Annotated in this window: 24 protein-coding genes and 1 pseudogene; 11 read left to right on the forward strand and 14 right to left on the reverse strand. The window is 71.5% G+C overall.

Annotated features, from left to right (window positions below; translation table 11 throughout):
- Position 1: 1 nt before the first annotated feature.
- The 5 genes from ACWDZ4_RS04265 to ACWDZ4_RS04285 form a co-directional block, all read right to left on the reverse strand.
- Positions 2–1,111 (reverse strand): LLM class flavin-dependent oxidoreductase, encoded by a 1,110-nt coding sequence (locus ACWDZ4_RS04265; RefSeq protein WP_451506922.1) that lies wholly within the window; start codon positions 1,109–1,111, stop codon positions 2–4.
- A gap of 100 nt (positions 1,112–1,211) precedes the next feature.
- Positions 1,212–2,483 (reverse strand): cation:proton antiporter, encoded by a 1,272-nt coding sequence (locus ACWDZ4_RS04270; protein WP_451506923.1) that lies wholly within the window; start codon positions 2,481–2,483, stop codon positions 1,212–1,214.
- Positions 2,484–2,486: 3 nt separating this feature from the next.
- Positions 2,487–2,957, reverse strand: coding sequence for a cation:proton antiporter regulatory subunit (locus ACWDZ4_RS04275; RefSeq protein WP_451506924.1), 471 nt, complete (start codon positions 2,955–2,957; stop codon positions 2,487–2,489).
- 417 nt (positions 2,958–3,374) lie between these two features.
- Positions 3,375–3,545 (reverse strand): hypothetical protein, encoded by a 171-nt coding sequence (locus ACWDZ4_RS04280; protein WP_451506925.1) that lies wholly within the window; start codon positions 3,543–3,545, stop codon positions 3,375–3,377.
- A gap of 113 nt (positions 3,546–3,658) precedes the next feature.
- Positions 3,659–4,066 carry a hypothetical protein gene (locus tag ACWDZ4_RS04285; protein WP_451506926.1) on the reverse strand — a complete coding sequence of 136 codons (408 nt, stop codon included), beginning with the start codon at positions 4,064–4,066 and terminating at the stop codon, positions 3,659–3,661.
- Between the two features lie 134 nt (positions 4,067–4,200).
- Between ACWDZ4_RS04285 and ACWDZ4_RS04290 the strand changes: the two genes are divergently transcribed.
- Positions 4,201–4,785 carry a DM13 domain-containing protein gene (locus tag ACWDZ4_RS04290; protein ID WP_451506927.1) on the forward strand — a complete coding sequence of 195 codons (585 nt, stop codon included), beginning with the start codon at positions 4,201–4,203 and terminating at the stop codon, positions 4,783–4,785.
- A 36-nt stretch (positions 4,786–4,821) separates the two neighbouring features.
- Here the strand turns inward: ACWDZ4_RS04290 and ACWDZ4_RS04295 are convergent, their stop codons facing one another.
- Together ACWDZ4_RS04295 and ACWDZ4_RS04300 are read right to left on the reverse strand one after the other, a co-directional pair.
- A complete protein-coding gene (locus ACWDZ4_RS04295; RefSeq protein ID WP_451506928.1) occupies positions 4,822–5,277 on the reverse strand; it encodes an ATP-binding protein in 456 nt (151 codons plus the stop codon).
- Positions 5,271–6,191, reverse strand: coding sequence for an MEDS domain-containing protein (locus ACWDZ4_RS04300; RefSeq protein ID WP_451506929.1), 921 nt, complete (start codon positions 6,189–6,191; stop codon positions 5,271–5,273). The genes ACWDZ4_RS04295 and ACWDZ4_RS04300 overlap by 7 nt, the downstream gene beginning before the upstream one ends.
- Before the next feature lie 249 nt (positions 6,192–6,440).
- Here ACWDZ4_RS04300 and ACWDZ4_RS04305 point away from each other — a divergent pair, with 249 nt between their 5' ends.
- Entirely contained in the window at positions 6,441–6,842 is a 402-nt protein-coding gene (locus ACWDZ4_RS04305) for a VOC family protein (RefSeq protein WP_451506930.1), read from the forward strand.
- A 77-nt stretch (positions 6,843–6,919) separates the two neighbouring features.
- Here ACWDZ4_RS04305 and ACWDZ4_RS04310 read toward each other — a convergent pair whose 3' ends face one another.
- Positions 6,920–7,117 carry a hypothetical protein gene (locus ACWDZ4_RS04310; protein ID WP_451506931.1) on the reverse strand — a complete coding sequence of 66 codons (198 nt, stop codon included), beginning with the start codon at positions 7,115–7,117 and terminating at the stop codon, positions 6,920–6,922.
- 349 nt (positions 7,118–7,466) lie between these two features.
- On the opposite strand from ACWDZ4_RS04310, the gene ACWDZ4_RS04315 reads away from it, so the two are divergent.
- The 6 genes and pseudogenes from ACWDZ4_RS04315 to ACWDZ4_RS04340 form a co-directional block, all read left to right on the forward strand.
- On the forward strand, positions 7,467–7,670 hold the full coding sequence (locus ACWDZ4_RS04315) for an acyl carrier protein (RefSeq protein WP_451507092.1): 204 nt from the start codon (positions 7,467–7,469) through the stop codon (positions 7,668–7,670).
- Positions 7,667–8,920, forward strand: coding sequence for a beta-ketoacyl-[acyl-carrier-protein] synthase family protein (locus ACWDZ4_RS04320; protein WP_451506932.1), 1,254 nt, complete (start codon positions 7,667–7,669; stop codon positions 8,918–8,920). The genes ACWDZ4_RS04315 and ACWDZ4_RS04320 overlap by 4 nt, the downstream gene beginning before the upstream one ends.
- Positions 8,921–8,973: 53 nt before the next feature.
- Positions 8,974–9,888 carry an alpha/beta fold hydrolase gene (locus ACWDZ4_RS04325; RefSeq protein WP_451506933.1) on the forward strand — a complete coding sequence of 305 codons (915 nt, stop codon included), beginning with the start codon at positions 8,974–8,976 and terminating at the stop codon, positions 9,886–9,888.
- Positions 9,889–10,098: 210 nt separating this feature from the next.
- A complete protein-coding gene (locus ACWDZ4_RS04330; RefSeq protein WP_451506934.1) occupies positions 10,099–10,977 on the forward strand; it encodes a chaplin family protein in 879 nt (292 codons plus the stop codon).
- Between the two features lie 235 nt (positions 10,978–11,212).
- Entirely contained in the window at positions 11,213–11,449 is a 237-nt protein-coding gene (locus ACWDZ4_RS04335) for a hypothetical protein (protein ID WP_451506935.1), read from the forward strand.
- Positions 11,450–11,539: 90 nt separating this feature from the next.
- Positions 11,540–11,785: pseudogene (locus ACWDZ4_RS04340) on the forward strand (flavoprotein); the annotation flags it as partial.
- Positions 11,786–11,822: 37 nt separating this feature from the next.
- On the opposite strand, the gene ACWDZ4_RS04345 reads toward ACWDZ4_RS04340, so the two are convergent.
- Positions 11,823–12,332, reverse strand: a complete 510-nt coding sequence (locus tag ACWDZ4_RS04345; RefSeq protein WP_451506936.1) for a hemerythrin domain-containing protein — start codon at positions 12,330–12,332, stop codon at positions 11,823–11,825.
- A 118-nt stretch (positions 12,333–12,450) separates the two neighbouring features.
- Between ACWDZ4_RS04345 and ACWDZ4_RS04350 the strand changes: the two genes are divergently transcribed.
- Positions 12,451–13,401 carry an endonuclease/exonuclease/phosphatase family protein gene (locus ACWDZ4_RS04350; RefSeq protein ID WP_451506937.1) on the forward strand — a complete coding sequence of 317 codons (951 nt, stop codon included), beginning with the start codon at positions 12,451–12,453 and terminating at the stop codon, positions 13,399–13,401.
- On the opposite strand, the gene ACWDZ4_RS04355 is transcribed toward ACWDZ4_RS04350, so the two are convergent.
- Positions 13,398–13,817, reverse strand: a complete 420-nt coding sequence (locus ACWDZ4_RS04355) for an ATP-binding protein (protein WP_451506938.1) — start codon at positions 13,815–13,817, stop codon at positions 13,398–13,400. The genes ACWDZ4_RS04350 and ACWDZ4_RS04355 overlap by 4 nt on opposite strands.
- A 255-nt stretch (positions 13,818–14,072) precedes the next feature.
- Here ACWDZ4_RS04355 and ACWDZ4_RS04360 point away from each other — a divergent pair, with 255 nt between their 5' ends.
- Positions 14,073–14,369, forward strand: coding sequence for a DUF397 domain-containing protein (locus ACWDZ4_RS04360; RefSeq protein WP_451506939.1), 297 nt, complete (start codon positions 14,073–14,075; stop codon positions 14,367–14,369).
- On the opposite strand, the gene ACWDZ4_RS04365 is transcribed toward ACWDZ4_RS04360, so the two are convergent.
- Both ACWDZ4_RS04365 and ACWDZ4_RS04370 read right to left on the reverse strand, forming a co-directional pair.
- A complete protein-coding gene (locus ACWDZ4_RS04365; RefSeq protein ID WP_451506940.1) occupies positions 14,366–14,785 on the reverse strand; it encodes an ATP-binding protein in 420 nt (139 codons plus the stop codon). The genes ACWDZ4_RS04360 and ACWDZ4_RS04365 overlap by 4 nt on opposite strands.
- Before the next feature lie 76 nt (positions 14,786–14,861).
- Positions 14,862–16,037 (reverse strand): PP2C family protein-serine/threonine phosphatase, encoded by a 1,176-nt coding sequence (locus ACWDZ4_RS04370; RefSeq protein WP_451506941.1) that lies wholly within the window; start codon positions 16,035–16,037, stop codon positions 14,862–14,864.
- Positions 16,038–16,236: 199 nt separating this feature from the next.
- On the opposite strand from ACWDZ4_RS04370, the gene ACWDZ4_RS04375 reads away from it, so the two are divergent.
- A complete protein-coding gene (locus tag ACWDZ4_RS04375) occupies positions 16,237–16,569 on the forward strand; it encodes an STAS domain-containing protein (RefSeq protein WP_451506942.1) in 333 nt (110 codons plus the stop codon).
- A gap of 17 nt (positions 16,570–16,586) precedes the next feature.
- Here ACWDZ4_RS04375 and ACWDZ4_RS04380 read toward each other — a convergent pair whose 3' ends face one another.
- Together ACWDZ4_RS04380 and ACWDZ4_RS04385 are read right to left on the reverse strand one after the other, a co-directional pair.
- Complete coding sequence (locus ACWDZ4_RS04380; protein ID WP_451506943.1) at positions 16,587–17,030, reverse strand: response regulator; 444 nt, start codon at positions 17,028–17,030, stop codon at positions 16,587–16,589.
- Positions 17,027–18,586, reverse strand: coding sequence for a sensor histidine kinase (locus tag ACWDZ4_RS04385; protein WP_451507093.1), 1,560 nt, complete (start codon positions 18,584–18,586; stop codon positions 17,027–17,029). Before ACWDZ4_RS04385 ends, ACWDZ4_RS04380 begins: the two co-directional genes overlap by 4 nt.
- Positions 18,587–18,643: the final 57 nt, after the last annotated feature.

Raw genomic sequence — 18,643 nt, forward strand, 5'->3', positions numbered from 1 at the left:
TTCATGACGTCACCTCTTCGCTGTCTTCCTGTTCCTGTGCGGTCGCCGCGGCCACCCGGGACGCGTGGCTCGGCGCGTCCGGCACGTTCGCCGGGCGGTTCTTCGCGAACTCCTCGCGCAGCACCGGGACGACCTCCTCGCCGAGCAGGTCGAGCTGTTCCAGGACGGTCTTGAGCGGGAGGCCCGCGTGGTCGAGCAGGAACAGCTGGCGCTGGTAGTCGCCCGCGTACGCGCGGAAGGCCAGCGTCTTCTCGATGACCTGCTGCGGCGAGCCGACGGTCAGCGGGGTCTGCTCGGTGAACTCCTCCAGGGAGGGCCCGTGCCCGTACACCGGCGCGTTGTCGAAGTACGGACGGAACTCGCGCACCGCGTCCTGGGAGTTCTTCCGCATGAACACCTGGCCGCCGAGCCCGACGATCGCCTGGTCCGGGGTGCCGTGCCCGTAGTGGGCGTAGCGCTCGCGGTACAGCGCGACCATCCTCTTGGTGTGGTCGGCCGGCCAGAAGATGTGGTTGTGGAAGAAGCCGTCGCCGTAGTACGCCGCCTGTTCGGCGATCTCGGGGGAGCGGATGGAGCCGTGCCAGACGAAGGGCGGTACGCCGTCCAGCGGGCGCGGTGTGGAGGTGAAGCCCTGGAGGGGCGTGCGGAACCTGCCCTCCCAGTCGACGACGTCCTCGCGCCACAGGCGGTGCAGCAGCGCGTAGTTCTCGACGGCGAGCGGGATGCCCTGGCGGATGTCCTGCCCGAACCACGGGTAGACGGGGCCGGTGTTGCCGCGTCCCGTCATGAGGTCCACCCGGCCGTCGGCCAGGTGCTGGAGCATCGCGTAGTCCTCGGCGATCTTCACCGGGTCGTTGGTGGTGATCAGCGTGGTGGACGTGGACAGGATGATGTTCTCGGTGCGCGCGGCGATCCAGCCCAGCATGGTCGTGGGCGACGAGGGGACGAAGGGCGGGTTGTGGTGCTCGCCCGTCGCGAAGACGTCGAGTCCGACCTCCTCGGCCTTGAGCGCGATGGCCGTCATGGCCTTGATGCGCTCGCGCTCGGTCGGCGTCCTGCCGGTGGTGGGGTCGGTCGTCACATCGCCGACGGTGAAGATCCCGAACTGCACAGCGCTCACCTCCGAGGCGGGGAAGCCTCTAGTTGAATATTGAACAAATACTGCAACGGTGCGCTCTCCCGTCGTATTCCACGGCGGCCCGCAGTCCCGCTCAGGCGCCGCGTTCCGGCTCCGGCGCCACGTGCGCCGTCAGGCCGACCGCCTCGCGGTGGAGGGACGGCGGGCCCGGCTCCCGCGCCCCGGCCGTCCGCCCGGCCCCCTTCCCCCGCCCCCGTCCCCGCCGCATCCGCGAAACCAGCGGTTCGGTCCAGCGCGCCGCCAGGGGGCCCAGGAGGACCAGGATCAGCACGTACGCCGCCGCGATCGGCCCGATCCGGGGTTCCGTCGCCACCGCCAGGCCCGCGATCACGATCGAGAACTCGCCGCGCGCCACCAGCGCCCCGCCCGCCCGCAGCCGGCCCCGCGTGCCGATGCCGGCCCGCCGGGCGGCGTACCAGCCGGTGAGGATCTTCGTGAACGCCGTCACGACGGCCAGCAGCAGCGCGGGCAGCAGCACCGGCGGGATGTCCGCCGGAACGGTCGACAGGCCGAAGAAGACGAAGAAGACAGCGGCGAAGAGGTCCCGCAGGGGTGCGAGGAGCGTGCGCGCGCCCTCCGCCACGTCCCCCGACAGCGCGATGCCGACCAGGAACGCGCCGACCGCCGCCGAGACCTGGAGCTGCTGCGCGACACCGGCCACCAGCACCGTCAGCCCGAGTACGACGAGCAGCAGCATCTCGGGGTTGTCGGACGACACGGCCCGGCTGATGAGGCGCCCGTGGCGCAGCGCGAGGTACAGGACGATCCCGACCGTACCGAGCGCGATCACCAGCGCCACGCTGCCGCCCGCCAGGCCGACGCCCGCGAGCAGCGCGGTCAGCAGCGGCAGGTAGACCGCCATCGAGAGGTCTTCGATCACCAGGATGCCGAGCACGGCCGGGGTCTCGCGGTTGCCGAGGCGGCCCAGGTCGGTGAGGACCTTGGCGATGACGCCCGACGACGAGATCCAGGTGACGCCCGCGAGCGCGACGGCGGCGACCGGCCCCCACCCGAGGAGGAGCGCGGCGGCGGCGCCCGGTGTCGCGTTGAGGACGAAGTCCACGGCGCCCGACGGGTACTGGGTCCTGAGGCTGGTGACCAGCTCGGACGCGCTGTACTCCAGCCCGAGCAGGAGCAGCAGCAGGATGACGCCGATGTCGGCGCCGACGGCCACGAAGTCCTCGCTGGCGTCGAGCGGCAGCAGCCCGCCGTGCCCGAAGGCGAGTCCGGCCAGCAGATAGAGCGGTATGGGGGAGAGGCCGACCCGTCCCGCCAGTCTGCCGATGAGGCCGAGCGCGAGGATGAGCGTGCCGAGTTCGATCAGCAGCGCGGCGGTGTTGTGCACGGTTCAGCCCCCCGCGATGATCCCGGCGAGCGCGTCGACGCCCTCGCGCGTGCCGACGGCGACCAGCGTGTCCCCGACGGACAGCCGGAAGTCCGGTCCGGGTGACGGCGACACGGCGGTCCGCCGGAGCACGGCGACGACCGAGGCGCCGGTGCGGGTGCGCGCCCGGGTGTCGCCGAGCGGCCGTCCGGCGTACGGGGACTTGCCGGTCACGGGGATGTGCTCGGTGACGAGGTCGATCCCGTCCGTGCGCACGGCGTCGGCGGGCTCCGCGTCGATGAGGTGGGAGAGGGCCGTGGCCTCGTCGGGCGTCAGGGGTACGGAGAGCAGGCACGCGTCGGGGTCGTCGCGGTCGTAGAAGCCGAGGAAGCGCCGCCCGTCCTTGTGCGCGACGACGGAGATGTGCTGGCCGCTGTCGGTGGTGAAGTCGTACTGCGTGCCGACGCCCGGCAGCGTGGTGCGGCGCGTACTCATGCTCTGCCTCCCGGTCTGCTGCCCGGCCGCGGCAGGGACGGACTTCCGGGCGGCGGCCGAAAGCACACAAAGCGGCCGGCTGCTTTGCCTACGCATTACCCTACTCCGGGCTCGGGCGGGGCTCCTGTCGGGCGTAAGCGCAGCTCAGGCGCTGTGGGGAAGGCGCGGGGAAGGCGGCGGCGGTTCCGGTCCGGCCCGGGCCCGGGACCGCCGCCGCCTTGTGTTCCGGGCGTTCCGCTACGTGTTCCGGGCGTTCCGCTACGGGGCGAACTCGTGCGGCAGGCGGTCGAGTGCGGAACTCTTCCGTACCTCGTCGGTGGCGACGACCCGGGTGACCCGCCGGCGCTCGGCCGGGTCGACGGTGCCGGACTGCGGCGGGCGAGCCCACCACCGGTTTCTACGGCCGGGGAGGAGCCGTCAGGGGCGGCATCCGGCCGTCGGGCCCTCTTCGCCGCCGCTTTCGCCGCCCCTGTCGCACTGCTGCGGCTCGTGCCGCTCCGGGGACGGGTCCACGGCGGACGGATCGGACGAGCGGGCGACTTCGGCGCGCAGCATGGCGTTCAGGGCGGCGTACGGATCGATGGGCATGGTGAACGTCCTTACGGTCGAGGGGGTTCAGCGCTGAAGCGAGGCGCAGGCGCGTGGCGCGCAGGCGCGTGGCGCGCAGGCACGTGGAGCATGGCGCGCAGGCGCGGGCCCCCTCAGCAGCGCAGCACCACACACCGCCGTACCGCGCGCGCCAACGGCCCCTCGACCGGCAGCCCCAAGCCCCGGGGCCGGGCCGCCGGGCGCGGGAGCCGGTGCCCGCTCCGCGCACGCCGGTACGACACCACCACCCCCGCGCTTGCCGTGCGGCCCCTCGCGCGCCCCCGCCGGGCCCCGCGGGACCCCTCGCCGCCCCCGCGCGCCTCACTGTCGGCGGCGTCCGACGGCTGGCCCTCGGCCCCGGCCCCCAGCGCCGCTTCGGCGGCGGGCATCACCGGCGACCGGGCCTGTACGGCGCCCCTCTCGCCCAGCACCACGGCGAGAACCGCGGTGAGTACCAGCAGCGCCGTCAGCACACCGCGTCGCACCGCGCGCGGGACCGGGCCGGGGCACAAGGCAGGCATGTGCGTCTCGTCCCACGACCGGGCCGGTTTTTAGCCGTACGACACGGAAATCCCCTCCACCGGGCTAGCGCCGTAAGGCTTTCGTCACCGGAACAGCCGAAGCCGGAGCGGGCTTTCGGGCGTTGAATGGGCGCATGAATCGCATACTCGGCAAGCCCGTGGTCGTCGGAGCGCTGCTCGCCGCCGTCGTGGTGGCCGGCGTGGGTCTGTACTGGTTCCAGCCGTGGAAGCTGTGGGTGGACGACACGGTGCGGGACGAACTCCCTGTCGCGGCCCCCGCCACCCCACCGGCCGCCCCGGCCATCCCGGACACCGAGACGACCACCCCGGCCACCCCGGCTGCCCCCTCCGCCCCTTCCATCCCCCGGACCCTTGCCTCCGGCTCCCTGATCAGCCACGAGCACCGCACCACCGGTACGGCGAAGGTCATCCGGCTCCCCGACGGCTCCCACACCCTGCGCCTGGAGAACCTCGACACCAGCAACGGCCCCGACCTGCACGTCTGGCTCACCGACGCGCCGGTGAAGGAGGGCAAGGCCGGTTGGCACGTCTTCGACGACGGCACGTACGTCAGCCTGGGCAAGCTGAAGGGCAACAAGGGTGACCAGAACTACGCGCTGCCCACCGGCCTCGACCTGAAGGGCCTCACCAGCGTCAGCATCTGGTGCGACCGCTTCGACGTCTCCTTCGGCGCCGCCGAACTCACCGCCCCCGCGTAACCCGCGTAACCCGAGTAACCGGCCGGACCGGTCGCCTCAGCCCGGCAGCACCATGGCGAACGTCACCACGCTCCCGGCCGGCCCACCCGTTCCACCCGCCTCGCCCGCCCCGCCCGTGATGGCCAGCCGGTCCGTGATCAGGCGCGTGAGCCACAACCCCCGGCCGCAGTGGCTGCCGCCGAGCCCCGGCGCCAGCTCCGGGATGACGGAGGGAGCGAAACCGGGCCCCGAGTCGCTGACCGTGCATTCGAGCGCGCCGGAGGCGCGGCGCAGCAGCAGCCTGCCGCCCCCGCCGCCGTGCTCGACGGCGTTCGTCGCCACGGCGTCCGCCGCGAGGACGAAGTCGCCCCTCCGGGGCTCCGCGAGTCCCGCCCAGGCGGCGTACTGGTCGACCAGTACGCGCAGCCGGGGCAGGTCGTCCTGGACGAACGTGAGCTCCAGCAGCCGCTCCCGCGGTCCGCCGCCGTTGAGGTGCACCCCTCCGGTCACCATTCCCGGACCGCCTCCGTCAGCGTGAGGCGCCGGACCCTGTCCGAGCCGAGTCTGCGCAGCAGCACCGCCTGTGCGGTGCCGCAGCGGATCTCGACGCCGCCGTGTCCGGCGGTCCCGGCGGTCCCGGTGGCCCCGGCGGCGTGGTGGATGTGATCGACGAGTTCGATGAGGTCGAGGGCGCACCGTACGCCGAGGAAGTGCAGAGACATCAGATCCACCAGCAGCCGGGATCCGGCGGTCCGATCGAGGGCGTCGCGCAGGGCGGTCACGAAGGGCTCACGCGTGGCGTGGTCGGCCTCGCCCGCGATCCTGACCGAGTCGTCCGCGTGCAGGATGCGTAACTCCCCGAGGGCGGAGAGGAGCGAGCGCGGGTGCGCCTCGGACATGGCGTCGAGTACGTCGCCGTCGAACGCGCGCCGGTCGTAGGAACAGATCTCGTTGTAGGGCCGGCCGTCGAAGAGGTGCCCGGCGTGGGACTCGCGGTGCATCATTGCGGCGACATCGGCGTCGAGATCCGCCACCCAGTGCATGTCGATGAACGCCCGCAGCCCCCGGTACCCCTGCGCGACGGCGAGCGAGGTCTCTTCGCGCAGGCGCTCCCACTGCCGCTCGGGGGTGAAGCGGCGATCGGGCCGGATGAGCGCGCGCATGCTGCTGTGCGTCAGCTGTCCCCGCCCGCGGGCCTCGGCGAGCAGCGGGCTGGTCCCGTCCAGGCGCATGCGTACGTCGTCGGGGTCGAGCTGCGGCGCCGCGAAGACGATCACTTTCTCGCCGCGCGCCAGCCCGGAGCGGGTGTAGGTGACGAGCGCGTCCCAGTTGGCTTTGTCGTCGTCGTAACCGAGGAACGCGTGGTCACCCGCCCGCATCCCCTGAACGGGCATCAGGCCCGGGTGCGTGTATGCCCGTTCGTCCATCGCTTCCAGGGGCCCCTTCCCACTCTTCGCCCAACCCTATGGATACCGGACCGGTCCGGGCAGCCGTACCGGAAGCCGGTCGCCGGCACTCGAAAGAGGTGGCCGCGCCGCAGGTCCCGGCCGCTGCCCGCATCACATGACAGATACGGGAGTCCGTCCTAGGATCGCCCGTACGGCATCGCGTGTCGGTCACCGGCCGGGTGAGGCATGGAGGTAGCCCGTGAGTTTGCCTTACGGAGGCATTCCACAGTGTCGGTACAGCTGAATCACACCATCGTCCACTCCCGGAACAACCGGGAATCCGCCGAGTTCTACGCCCACTTCCTGGGCCTGGAGATCTCGGCCGAGTGGGGCCCGTTCATCGCCATCGAGCTGAGCAACGGCGTCACGCTGGACTTCGCGACCGTCCCCGCGGAGACGATCGCCGCCCAGCACTACGCCTTCCTCGTCACGGAGGAGGAGTTCGACGGCATCTTCCAGCGCGTCAAGGGCGCCGCGATCACGTACTACGCCGATCCGCACGGCAAGCGGCCGGGCGAGATCAACCGCAATGACGGTGGTCGCGGCATGTACTTCGTGGACCCGGTCGGCCACTTCCTGGAAGCGATCACCCGCCCGTACGGCAGCGGCGGCGAAGAGAAGCAGAAGTGACGCGGTGACGCGGTGACGCGGTGACGCCCTGAGCGGAGGGGCCGGCAAGACGCTTCCCGGCCCCTCCGCCTTTCCTGTCACTTTTCCCGCGGGTCCTGCGGGCCGTAGTGGCTCTGGAACATGTCCACGCCGCCGGTGATCAGGCGCTCGGTGAGGCCGTCGTCGATGGCCGTGCCGTACGCGCCGAAGACCATGTGCGGGAAGGCCGGCAGCGCGTACAGCTGGATGATCGCGGTCTCCAGGTCGGGGACGACGAGCTGCCTCTGCCCTGCCATGCCCTGCCGAGTCCGGGGAAACGGTGCGGTTCGGCCGCGACCAGGTTGCGCGGGGCGATGACCTCCTGGTGGGTCCTGACGGCGTTCACCCAGGTCCTGGCGGCGCCGACGAGCGCGACCATCTCCCCGGCCCCCGGCCCCCGTCCCGCGAGACAGGCCGCAGTCGGCCGGCGGACTGCACGTGCACTGAAATCCCCCCGGTTTCAGCGAATTTACGTACGCACGCACTAGTCGTCATTACATCGGGCGAATGAGGTGCGGAGCCTTCCGGGCAGGCGCGTATAAAGGTTGCCGGACGAACTCAGAGGAGCGACCGGTGGCCAGTGCGACAGACGTCGTCAGCGCGTTGATGGTGCAGGAATTCGGAGTCGACCCGGCGGCTGTCCGCCCGGAGATCCCGCTCTACGAATTGCGCATGGATTCGCTCGCCCTGGAGGAATTCCGCGTCATCATCGAGGGCCGGATGAAAATCGACCTGGAGGACGCCTCGCTGACCTCCAGGAACACCGTGGGCGAGCTCGTGGCCCTCGTGCACAACAGGACCCTCGGGTGACCAGGCCGGCTGCTCCGCCCTTCACGGCGGCGGTGACGGGGCTCGGCCTGGTCACGGCGGCAGGAGTGGGAGCCGACGAGGTGTGGCGGAACGTCACGCGCGGTGAGGTCTCCCCGTCGTCCGTGGTTCCCCGGGAGGAACTCCGCGACCTGCCCTGCGACTTCATGTACTCCATCGGCGCCGGCGACCTGGACACCGCGCAGCGCCTCGGCGTGGCGGCCCGACGGCTGATGGACCGTTTCTCCCAGCTCGCCGTACTGGCCGCGCGCGAGGCCGTCGCGGACGCCGGACTCGATCCCTCGGTCTGGGACAGCGACCGGGTCGCGGTCGTCATCGGCTCCGCCCACGGCGGCCTCCCCTTCTACGACGACCAGCACGCCGTACTGACCGAGCAGGGCCCGCGCCGGATCTCGCCCAAGATCGCCCCGCTGACCATGGTCAACAGCGCGGCCAGCAGCGTCTGCATCGACCTCGGCGTCCGGGGACCGAGCATGGCGGTCTCCACCGCCTGCTCGTCGGGCACCGTGGCGATCGGCACCGCGCACCAGTTGCTGCGCGCCGGTGTCTGCGACATCGCCGTGGCGGGCGGCGCCGAGTCGGTCTGCTCACGGCTGCTGATCGCCAGCGCCTGCCAGTTGCGGGCGGTGTCCACCCGCCGCGACGACCCCGCCTCGGCCTGCCGGCCGTTCGACGCGGACCGCGACGGCTTCGTCGTCGGCGAGGGCTCCGGCCTGCTCGTCATGGAGCGCCCCGAGCACGCCCGGGCCCGCGGCGCCCGGGCCCGGGCGGGCATCGCCGGGTACGGCGCGTCCAGCGACGCGTACGCGCTTGTCGCCCCCGACCCCGAGGGCAAGGGCATCGAGAGCGCCCTGCGTACCGCGCTGACGGACGCGGGCGTCACGCCGTCCGACATCGGCCACGTCAACGCGCACGGCACCTCGACCGTGTTCAACGACCTCATCGAGGCGACCATGCTGCACCGGCTGCTGGGTCCGGGTCCCCTCGTCACCTCGTCCAAGGCCATGACCGGCCACACCCTGGGCGCGGCCGGCGGAATCGAGACCGCCCTGACCGTGCTCGCCCTGGAGAACCAACTCGTCCCCCCGACCGCCAACCTGGAGTCGCTCGACCCGCGGATCCCGGTCGAGGTGGTCGCCAAGGCCGCCCGCCCGGCGGCGTTCGACTGCGCGGTCAAGACATCGCTCGGTTTCGGCGGGCACAACGCCGCGCTCGTCCTCACCCGCGGCTAGCCGGCCGGGGGTGGGACGCGACCGCGATCCGCCTGTTGAAAAGGAGAAGAAGCGTGCCTGAGGAAACCGTCCGCTCTCTGTCGGTGGACGGGCTGCGCTACTCCTACCGCCTGTTGGAGCGGACCGGTTCGGTCACCGGCCCGGTCACCGAACCGGTCGTGGTTCTCGGCGGCGCGCTGCAGGGAATGCTCGGCTGGCCCCAGATCGAGGCACGGCTGGGACCGGTCGCGACCGTCGTGACCGCGGACCTGCCGGGTATGGGAGGTGCGGCGCCCCTGCCGCCCGGCCCGAGCGCGGACCTCCTGTGCGCGGCCATCACCCGGATCATCGACGAGCTCGCCGTGCCGCGTGTCAATCTCTTCGGCTTCTCCTACGGCGCCGGCCTCGCCTTCCGCTGTGCCCGGCGCAGCCCGGACCGCATCGCCCGGCTTGTCCTCGGCGGGGTCCCGGCGCACTTCACCGACGCTCAGCAGGCCCACTGGCAGCGGGCCACCGACCGGCTCGCCGCCGGGGACGGGGACGGCTTCGCCACTCTGGTGACGGAACTCCTGATGTGCCTCGATCCGGAACGGTACGTCGCCCGCAGAGACCTCGCCCACCGGTACGTCAAGCGGTCCTTGCTGCACGCGGCCGCGCACTCCCCGCACGTCCTGGACTCCGTGCGCCGCGCTCTCGGCGAACGGCCGGACTTCTCGGGCGGCCTGTCCGGGGTGCCGGCACTGGTTTTCGCCGGGGAGCACGACACGGTGACCTCGCCGGAGCGCCAGCGCGCCTTCGCGGCGACCATCCGGGGCAGTCGTTTCACCATGATCCGGGACGCCGATCACTGGGTCGTACTCGAAAAGGCCGAAGAGGTCGCGGACCTGGCACTGCGCTTCTTCACCGACCGCCCGCTGGATTCGGCCGGTTATCTGACTTCAATTCCGCATCGGGAGCGGGTTTCCGAAGAAGACGGGGCCTTCGGGTGACGTCAGGGAAACAGAGCCTTTTGCCGAGTTTCCTCGGCGCGTTCCGATCGTTACGGATGTCGACGGCTGTGCGCCGCGACTTGACCGGTCGATAACGAGTGCGTCAGCCAGTGGTTCTCAGTCCGGACGAAATGTCCGGCCGATCGAACTTCCCTCATCGCGCGTGAGCAATCGGCTCACCCGCACGCATCAAAGACAGGGAATGGCAAAGTGCGACAGGTATTGAGCAGAGGCGTACTCGCTGCGGCGGCCGCCTCCGGGGTCCTCGCCATGACCGGCGGCTACGCTCACGCGGATGTCCAGGCACACGGCGGAGCCGGTAATTCGTCGGGCGTCGGGTCCGGCAGCACGGCCCAGGGCCCCGCACACACTCCGGTGAACATCTGCGGCAACACCGTCGACGCCGTCGGTGCCTTCAACCCGGCGGTCGGCAACGACTGTGCCAACGGCGAGGAGGGTATGCCGCCGTCCTACCGGGACCACGGCGAGGGCGCGCCCGGCAAGGGGCACCAGGGCAAGGCGCACCCCGGCATCGATCACCCGGACAACGAGTTCCCGGACCACGGGTTCCCGGACAGGGAGCACCCGGACAGGGAGCACCCGGACCACGAGCACTCGGGTGACGGGCGCTCTGAGGGCGGCCACCCCGGTGACGGGGGTCCCGGCCATGGGTGGTCGGGCGAGGAGCCGCCCTGCGACGAGGCGCCGGGCGGGAAGCCGCCGGTCGGCGTGGACCCCGGCGAGGAGACCCCCGGGGCGAAGCCGCCGACCGCGAAGCCGCCGACTGCGAAGCCGCCGGTCGACGCGGAGCCCGGTGCGGAGGCTCCCGGGGGCAAGCCGCCCGTCGGCAAGCCGTCCGGCGAGAAGCCGTCCGTCGACGGACCTCCCAAGGTCCAGCCGGTTGTGCACGAGGTCCCGGCGGGCGAGGCCCCGGCCGACGAGACCCCTGTGAAGGAGACCTCGGTCGTCGGAGCCCCGGCGCTGGCCCACACGGGCAGCGGCGAGATCGGAACTGCCGCCGCGATCAGTGCCGCGCTGCTCGGCGGCGGAGTGCTGATGGTCCGCCGTCGCAGGGCCGCGCGGGTCTGAGCCGCCGGTCGCCGGTGTGTCCGATGGAGCGGGTTCTCCGGAGCCTGCTCCATTGCCGTGTCCGGACCTTTTCAATCCCGGCATCCGGGTGAATCGCAAGAAGCGTCCCGGGCTTCAGTTTCTCTCCGTCCGGGCCTTCGTTAGTCCAGGTGTAAGTGGCATGGAACAGCAGCGTCAGAGTGTTATGGGATTCGTAGGTCGTGGCTTTACGCCAGCACAAAAAAGGATTACTGGAATGAAGTACATGAAGGCCGCTTCGGCCATTGCCATTTCGATGATCGCTGCGGGAGCGGCGTCGCCGGCCATGGCCGCCGGCCAGCTGGGCGATGCTGTCGTCGACTCCGTCCCGCGGACCGCGACCAAGGCCGTGCAGCACCTCAACGAAGGCGATTCCAAGGAGCTGGTGCTGGAAGGTGCCGAAGGTGCCGTGGAGGCCACCAAGACGCTCGGTGGCCTGCCGCTCGGGAGCTGAGGCAGCGCCCGCCCTTCCGCGCAGGGCTGCGAAGGCCGGTATGTACGCCATCGGGTGTGCGTACCGGCCTTTTCGCGTGCGTGCGTACGTACGGGGCGGGGCGGGGCGGGCGTGGTGACGGCCGCCCCGGCGCGGGGGTGGGACCGGGAGGCGGCCGAGCGCGTCGGACCGACCCTGCCGGAGACGGGCGTGTGCGGCGGCTCGGGCCTGTTCGAGGCGCCCGACGCGGCAGTCGCTGGGGCGGGGGAAGAGGGCGATGGTGGCTGCTGTGCCGCTCCGGCCGCCCAGGTCCTTCAGGCCGGTACCGGCGGGACGGCCGCTTCCGGCGGGTGCTGATCGGCCGACGGATGGGGCGGGCGGGCTGCCTCCGGGGTCACTCCGAGTTCGCGATGACCTTGCGTACGTTCTCCAGGCTTCCGCAGTTCTGCTGGAGCAGCCGGTCGCGCTCGCGGACGAACGCCGCGCCGAGCTCCGCCCGTCGCTCGTCCTTCACGAGTTCCCTGGCGTGGTTGAGGAGGGTGCGCTCTTCCTCGTCCGTGTGGTGGGTGATGGCCTCCGAGAGCTCCTCCAGCTTCTCGTCCCACTCGTCCGAACCCACCTCCGACACCTCCAGCAGCGCCGCCAGGGCCTTGTTGCCCTCGGTGTGTTCCTCCTCGCCGTGCTCGACCTCCTCGTCGTCGACCTTCTTGTAGCGCCGCAACGCCGGATAGACCTCGGCCTCCTCGGCCTCGCCGTGCGCGATCAGCAGGTCCGCGAACTCGCGGAGCGCGGCGGCCCGGTCCGCCTCCACGCTCCGCATCGCGTGGAAGAGGTCCTCCATCCGCCGGTGGTCCTGGATGATCAGTTCCACCACATCGGTCGTCTCGGTAGCGCTCCGGGTCATTCCGTCCGCCTCCTGGGTCTGGATGCTGGGGTACGTCGTTCCATCCGCCTTCCCGGCATTTCGTCCGTCACTCTCCGGCAGTTGCCGTGGTGAGCGGCGCGGCCCTACGGTCGGGGCGATGAGCCAGGAGCGCGACAGAAGCCGGTGGAGCGGGCGGGGGCGTGTGCCGGTCCCGCTCGCCGCGGTGGTCGCCGGTCTGCTGGTGCTCCATGCCGCTGTGCCCGACGGGGGCGGCCGCTTCGGCAGCCTCCTGGAGACGTTCCTGCCCTGGCTCGGTCTGGCGGTCCCCGTACTGCTGGCCCTGGCGCTGCTGCGCCGCTCCCGCCCCGCCCTCCTGGCGCTGCTGCTGCCCGTCGTGGCCTGGCTCGGCTGCTTCGGCGGGCTGCTGCTGCCGGCGGACGGTCCGGCGGCGTACGACGTCGTCGCGGTCCAGCACAACGTCAGCGACGAGAACGCCGACCCGGCGGGCACCGCGCGGGCCCTGATGAAGACGCGCCCCGGCCTCATCGCCCTCGAGGAGCTGACCCCCGGCGCGCTGCCCGCCTACGCGGCGACGCTGGCGCCGGAGTATCCCCACCACGGGGTGGTGGGGACGGTCGGGATCTGGTCGAAGTACCCGCTGGCGGGCACGCGGCCTGTGGACATCAGGCCGGACGGCATCGGGGCGGACTGGAACCGCGGTCTGCGGAGCGAGGTGCGGATGCCGGAGGGCGGGCCGGTGGCCGTGTACGTCGCCCACCTGCCGTCCGTACGCCTCGGACCGACCGGGTTCGGCTCCGGGCGGCGGGACGAGAGCGCCGCTCTGCTGGGCGCCGCCGTCGCCGCCGAACCCCTGGACCGGGTGATCCTGCTGGGCGACCTCAACAGCACGGTGGACGACCGGGGGCTGGACCCGGTCGTCCGGCGGGTGGACACGGGGGTCCGGGGCTTCGCCTTCAGCTGGCCGGCCCGGTTCCCCGTGGCGCGGATCGACCAGATCATGGCCCGGAAGGCAACCGTCACCGAGGTGTGGTCGCTGCCCGCCACGGGAAGCGACCACCTGCCGATCGCCGCCCGCATCAGGTTTTAGCGACGCACGCACTCGAACCACACTGTCTTGCCGCCCCTGCCCGGTTCCGGAAACACCCCCCACCGGTCGCTGACAGCCTCCACGAGCGCCAGTCCCCGCCCGCCGTCGTCCAGCGGCCCCGCGCTGCCCGCCTCCGGAAGCCGCGGGCACGTGTCCGCCACCTCCACGCGCACGCCGTCCTCCGCGCGGAGGATCAGCACCGAGCAGTGTCTTCCGGGCACATGGCGCACGACGTTCGCCACCAGCTCCGTGAGCGCCAGCTCCGCCGCGTCGGAGACCTCGGCGAGCGCCCAGCTCGCGAGATACGACCGCAGGATGCGCCGCAGATGCCGGGCCGAATGCTCACCCACGGTGAAGCTCGCCCCGTAGCCCGGGGTCTCAACTTCCCTGCTCTGTTCACCAGTTACGTGATTCACGTCACCAGGATGTGGCCTCCTGGCTACGCTCGGCCACGGCTGGAAGAAAACATTACGTTGTGTGATCTTGATCTTGAGTCGGGGAGAACCCGTACGGCCACCATCCGTGGCCTCGATCCCCATGCCTCCGCGCTCGACTCCTACGGCGCCGACCGTACGCGGAGACGGAGGCGCGGACGGCGTACATCTCTCGGAGAGCTGTGACTCCGGGCGCATGGGGGTGGACTCCCAAGTGATCAGGGAACGTTCGGCCGGATGTGCTCGCCCGCAGACTGCGGCTCTCTCCTGAGGACTCGGCTGTCTTGCCCGCCCGCGTGGTGGAGGATCGCTGGGGAGGCCGGTCGGAGCCTGACGGGCGCCCAGTGGCGCAAGTCGACGTACAGCGGAACCAGCGGCGGCGAGTGCGTCGAGGTCGCCGGCCTCTCCGCCCCCATCGCGGTCCGGGACTCCAAGGACTCCAAGGACCCCGAGGGCCCCGCCTTCACCGTCACCCCCGCCGCCTTCTCCGCCTTCGTCGCGGCGGTGGCGGCTTCGGCCCGCTGGGTGCTCTAGATGCTGATGGCCGCGCAGATCTTCTTGCCGCCCTCGGAGGTCGGGGCGACCGTGACGAAGCGGGACAGGAAGTTGACCAGGGTGAGGCCGTAGCCGCCCTCGTACCCCGTGATGTCGGGGTGGCGGGGGCGTGGGCGTGCCGGGCTCGGGTCCTGCACGGTCACCTTCACCGTGGTCCGGCCCGCTGCCAGGCGCAGCTTGGTGATGCCGCCCGCGTGCCGCAGCGCGTTCGTGACCAGCTCGGAGACCACCAGTATTACGTTGTCGGTGGTCTCCGGGCCGGGCACCTGGGCGAGGCCGGACAGGAACGCGCGCGTGGCATCGCGCGCTTCGCCCGCCGTGGCGGGACGGACCGTCCGGTGGGCGAAGCGGACCCGGTGGCTCTTGTGGTCACTGATGGCGTGCGGGTGGTTCATGTAGTTCACCCTCGGTGGCAGGAAATCAATCTCCGGTGACCTTGGGGCTTCTGCCCTGTTTCACACCGCGTTAACTTCAGCCCTCGTTCCGGCCGAACCAGTCCAGGCACACGACGAGGGCGTCGTCGGCGATGTCCACGTCGGCGTCGCGGGTCGACGCCAGTTCGCGCAGGACCGCGCGGGGGACGGCCGCGGCGGGCAGGAGGCCGGCCGCCTGGACGGCCCGTGCCAGGGCCCGTTCGCCGTACGCCTCTCCGGCGCGGGTCGCGGCGGCGTACACGCCGTCGCTGACGAAGATCAGCCGGTCGCCGGGGAGCGCGCGGAACTCCTGGGCGACGTACGCCGTCTCGTCGAACATGCCGAGCGGGAGCTGCGCCTCGAAGGTCATGCGCTCGACGGTCTTGTCGCGCTGGCGCCACAGCTGGGGGGACCCGGCGTCGACCACCTGCGCCCGGCCGGTGGCCAGTTCGAAGGAGAGGAGGAGGGACGAGACGTACGCCGCTCCGCGGTGCTGGCCGTAGATGGCCTGGTCGGCGAGCGCGGCCTGGTCGGCGATGCCGATCCCGGCGCGGCGGGCGTTGCGCAGCGCGTTGACGGCGAGGTTGGTGAGGAGGGACGCCTCGATTCCCTCACCCATTCCGTTGGTGACGGTGAGGGTGAGGGTCTCGGCGGTGGTGGCCCAGTCGAAGTTGTCGCCGTGGATGGCGTACGCCGGCTCCAGCTGGGCTCCGATGGCGTACTCCTGGCGGGAGCAGGCGCGGCCGGGCAGCAGCTGCCACTGCATCTCGGCGGCCAGGGTGAGGCGGCTGACGCGGCGGGCCTGGAGGTACAGGTCGGTGTCGCGCTCGGCGACGATGATCTCGTGGCCGAGGAGTTCGGCGATCTCGGTGAGTTCTTCGATGGTCTCGGGCGTGCATCTGTGTCTGGAAAGCCTCACGGTCAGGATGCCGAGGCGGTCCCCGCGCACGGTCACCGGAAGGTGCAGGTCCACCGCGCCGTCCTCGGCGACGTACTGCCCGTACGGCTCCTGGCTGCCGAAGGCGCGGCCTTCGGGGCTGGCGTGGACGGGGAAGGACTGCGCGGTGTGGGGCAGGGCGGTGACGGGCTGGAGGACCGTGAGGCTGTAGTCGGCCATCAGCAGGTCGACGGAGGTGGCTTCATAGTGCTCGACCAGCGCGGCACGTGCCGTATCGAGGAGGGCGTGCGGTGCGGCGGTGCGTACGGCACGCTCCACGGCCAGGAAAGACGTCACGGTCGGTCGGCCTCTTTTGTCAGGAGTGGGGTACTGGGGGTCGGTGCGAACTGTTGACAAGTAGGGAGTGTTGCCAAGTGGCAACTGTTCGCCCTAGGGTGATTCTGCCGCACCATCGGGGCAGCCTCGCCGGCACCAGCCGGTTTCCGCTGCCACATCTGAGGGGCCAGTTGTGCACACTTGTAGCACCGATCAGCGCATGCTCCTTGTCAGCCACCGATCCGAACGCGCTCACATTCTCGCTCTGCGCGGCGAAGTGGACCTGAATTCCGTCGAACCCCTGCGCCTGGCGCTGGACCGCGCCGGGCGCCAGGGAGAGGCGCCGGTCGTACTGGACCTGTCGGCCGTCCGGTTCGCCGACACCGCGATGATCAACGCGTTGCTGCGGGCGCGTCCCCGGCTCGGGGACCGCCTGCGCCTCGCCGCGCCCCCGGCGCCGGTCCTGCGCCTGCTGCGGGTCCTGGGACTGGACACCGCCTTCATCATCCGCGACAGCCGGGACGCGGCGATCGGCGCCGTACCCGGGCCGTAGCAGGACCGGGGCGGAGGTCAGTGGCGGGGCAGCCTCACCACGGTGACGAAGAAGTCGTCGATCTGACGGATGGCCAGAATGAACTGGTCCAGGTCGACGGGCTTGGTCACATAGGCGTTGGCGTGGAGCTTGTAGCTGCGCAGGATGTCCTCCTCGGCCGAGGAGGTGGTGAGGACCACGACCGGAATGTGGCTGAGGTCCGGGTCGGACTTGATCTGCTCCAGCACCTGGCGGCCGTCGTACTTCGGCAGGTTCAGGTCGAGGAGGATGAGGTCGGGCCGCGGCGCGTCCGTGTACTCCCCGCGCCGGTAGAGGAAGTCGAGGGCCTCCAGGCCGTCCCGTACGACGTGGAGGGTGTTGCCGATCTTGTTGTCCTCGAACGCCTCGCGGGTCATGAGCTCGTCACCCGCGTCGTCCTCGACGAGAAGCACTTCTACCGGCTCGGGCTGCGGGGTGGTCATGCGGGGTTTCTCCCGGTGGTGACGGGGGCCTCCTGGGGCCCTTCGGCGGACGGCTCCGAAGCCGTCTGCGACGCGGCGTCGGGGAGCGTGAAGACCAGGCGGGTGCCTTCGGCGCGTGTGGTGTCGATCCAGATGCGCCCGCCGCTGTGCTCGACGATCTTCTTGCACAGGGACAAGCCTATTCCGGTGCCGGCGTAGGTGTCGCGGGCGTGCAGCCGCTGGAAGATGACGAAGACCTTGTCGGCGAACTCGGCGGGGATGCCGATGCCGTTGTCGGCCACCGCGAACTGCCAGAAGCCCGGCTCCTCTCCGCGGTCGACGGTGATCTCCACGTGCGGCGTGCGCTCCGGGGCGCGGAACTTGACCGCGTTGCCGATCAGGTTCTGCCACAACATGGTGAGCAGGGTCGGGTCCCCCGTCACCTGCGGCAGCTCCTGCGGCCGCTCGACGCGCGCGTCGGTCTCCTCGATGGCGGCGGCCAGGTTGCGTACGGCCCGGTCGACGACCGTGTCCAGTGCCACGGCCTCCTGGGCGTCGTTGAGACGGCCCACGCGGGAGAACGTGAGCAGGTCGTTGATGAGGACCTGCATGCGCTTGGCGCCGTCGACCGCGAAGGCGATGTACTGGGTGCCGCGCTCGTCGAGCTGGTCGCCGTAGCGCTTCTCCAGCAGCTGGCAGAAGGAGGCGACCTTGCGCAGCGGCTCCTGGAGGTCGTGCGAGGCGACGTACGCGAACTGCTCCAGCTCCTCGTTGGACCGCCGCAGTTCGACGGCGTGGGCGTCGAGGTCCGCCGCCTGCCGGGTCAGCGCGGCTTCGCTGGACTTGGAGGTGGTGAGTTCGGTCACCACGCGCCGGCGCATCGCCTCCACGGCCCGCGCGACCGCCTGCAGATCGGCGGGCCCCCGGGCGGGGATGTGGTGGTCGAAGTCCCCGTCCGCGACGCGCCGGGCGGCCGTGCGCACCGCCGCGAGCGGACGGGCGACGGTGAAGTGCAGGAGGACCGCCAGCGCCACGCCGGTCAGCAGGAACGCGACGATGACGGCGTAGAGCGCGCGGTCCCGCTCGGTACGCGCCGCTTCGAGGGCCGCGCGCGCCCGGGTCTGGTCCTGCTCCAGCCGGGTCTGCTGGGCGTCGAGCCGTTCGCGTACGACGTCGAAGGGCCGCTTGCCCTCGGCCACGGAGGCGGCGGCGTCGTCGCCGGTCTCCCGCTCGCCGGCGATGGCCGGGGCGGCGAAGTCCTCGCGCCAGGTGCGCGCCGCCCGGTCGACCGCGCGGAGGTCGGCGGCCTGACGGGGCGAGCGGCGGGTCAGCTCCGCCAGCCGTTCGCGCGCACGGGTCTCGGCGGTGAGTCCGCGCCGGTAGGGCTCCAGCAGCGCCTTGTCACCGGTCAGGAGGTAGCCGCGGACGCCGGTCTCCTGGTCCAGCAGGGCGGCCTGCAACTGGAAGGCATCGGCGCGGGCCGGGGCGATGTCGTCGACCAGGTGGTCCGCGGCTTCGGTGGTGCGCGACAGCACGGCCGCTCCCACCCCGGCCGCGACGACGGTCATGGCGCCCATGACGGCCAGGGCGAGCAGGAACCAGCCCCGCACGGTCAGGCGCCGGGTCGGCTCGGG

Source organism: Streptomyces sp. NPDC003016 (genome assembly GCF_053591455.1).

Bases quoted from the DNA above. Each gene is read 5' to 3' on its own strand.
- ACWDZ4_RS04275 (WP_451506924.1), bottom strand. From the start codon at position 2,957: ATGAGTACGCGCCGCACCACGCTGCCGGGCGTCGGCACGCAGTACGAC.
- ACWDZ4_RS04280 (WP_451506925.1), bottom strand. From the start codon at position 3,545: ATGCCCATCGATCCGTACGCCGCCCTGAACGCCATGCTGCGCGCCGAA.
- ACWDZ4_RS04285 (WP_451506926.1), bottom strand. From the start codon at position 4,066: ATGCCTGCCTTGTGCCCCGGCCCGGTCCCGCGCGCGGTGCGACGCGGT.
- ACWDZ4_RS04290 (WP_451506927.1), top strand. From the start codon at position 4,201: ATGAATCGCATACTCGGCAAGCCCGTGGTCGTCGGAGCGCTGCTCGCC.
- ACWDZ4_RS04295 (WP_451506928.1), bottom strand. From the start codon at position 5,277: ATGGTGACCGGAGGGGTGCACCTCAACGGCGGCGGACCGCGGGAGCGG.
- ACWDZ4_RS04300 (WP_451506929.1), bottom strand. From the start codon at position 6,191: ATGGACGAACGGGCATACACGCACCCGGGCCTGATGCCCGTTCAGGGG.
- ACWDZ4_RS04310 (WP_451506931.1), bottom strand. From the start codon at position 7,117: ATGGCAGGGCAGAGGCAGCTCGTCGTCCCCGACCTGGAGACCGCGATC.
- ACWDZ4_RS04315 (WP_451507092.1), top strand. From the start codon at position 7,467: ATGGTGCAGGAATTCGGAGTCGACCCGGCGGCTGTCCGCCCGGAGATC.
- ACWDZ4_RS04335 (WP_451506935.1), top strand. From the start codon at position 11,213: ATGAAGTACATGAAGGCCGCTTCGGCCATTGCCATTTCGATGATCGCT.
- ACWDZ4_RS04345 (WP_451506936.1), bottom strand. From the start codon at position 12,332: ATGACCCGGAGCGCTACCGAGACGACCGATGTGGTGGAACTGATCATC.
- ACWDZ4_RS04350 (WP_451506937.1), top strand. From the start codon at position 12,451: ATGAGCCAGGAGCGCGACAGAAGCCGGTGGAGCGGGCGGGGGCGTGTG.
- ACWDZ4_RS04360 (WP_451506939.1), top strand. From the start codon at position 14,073: ATGTGCTCGCCCGCAGACTGCGGCTCTCTCCTGAGGACTCGGCTGTCT.
- ACWDZ4_RS04365 (WP_451506940.1), bottom strand. From the start codon at position 14,785: ATGAACCACCCGCACGCCATCAGTGACCACAAGAGCCACCGGGTCCGC.
- ACWDZ4_RS04375 (WP_451506942.1), top strand. From the start codon at position 16,237: ATGCTCCTTGTCAGCCACCGATCCGAACGCGCTCACATTCTCGCTCTG.
- ACWDZ4_RS04380 (WP_451506943.1), bottom strand. From the start codon at position 17,030: ATGACCACCCCGCAGCCCGAGCCGGTAGAAGTGCTTCTCGTCGAGGAC.
- ACWDZ4_RS04385 (WP_451507093.1), bottom strand. From the start codon at position 18,586: ATGGGCGCCATGACCGTCGTCGCGGCCGGGGTGGGAGCGGCCGTGCTG.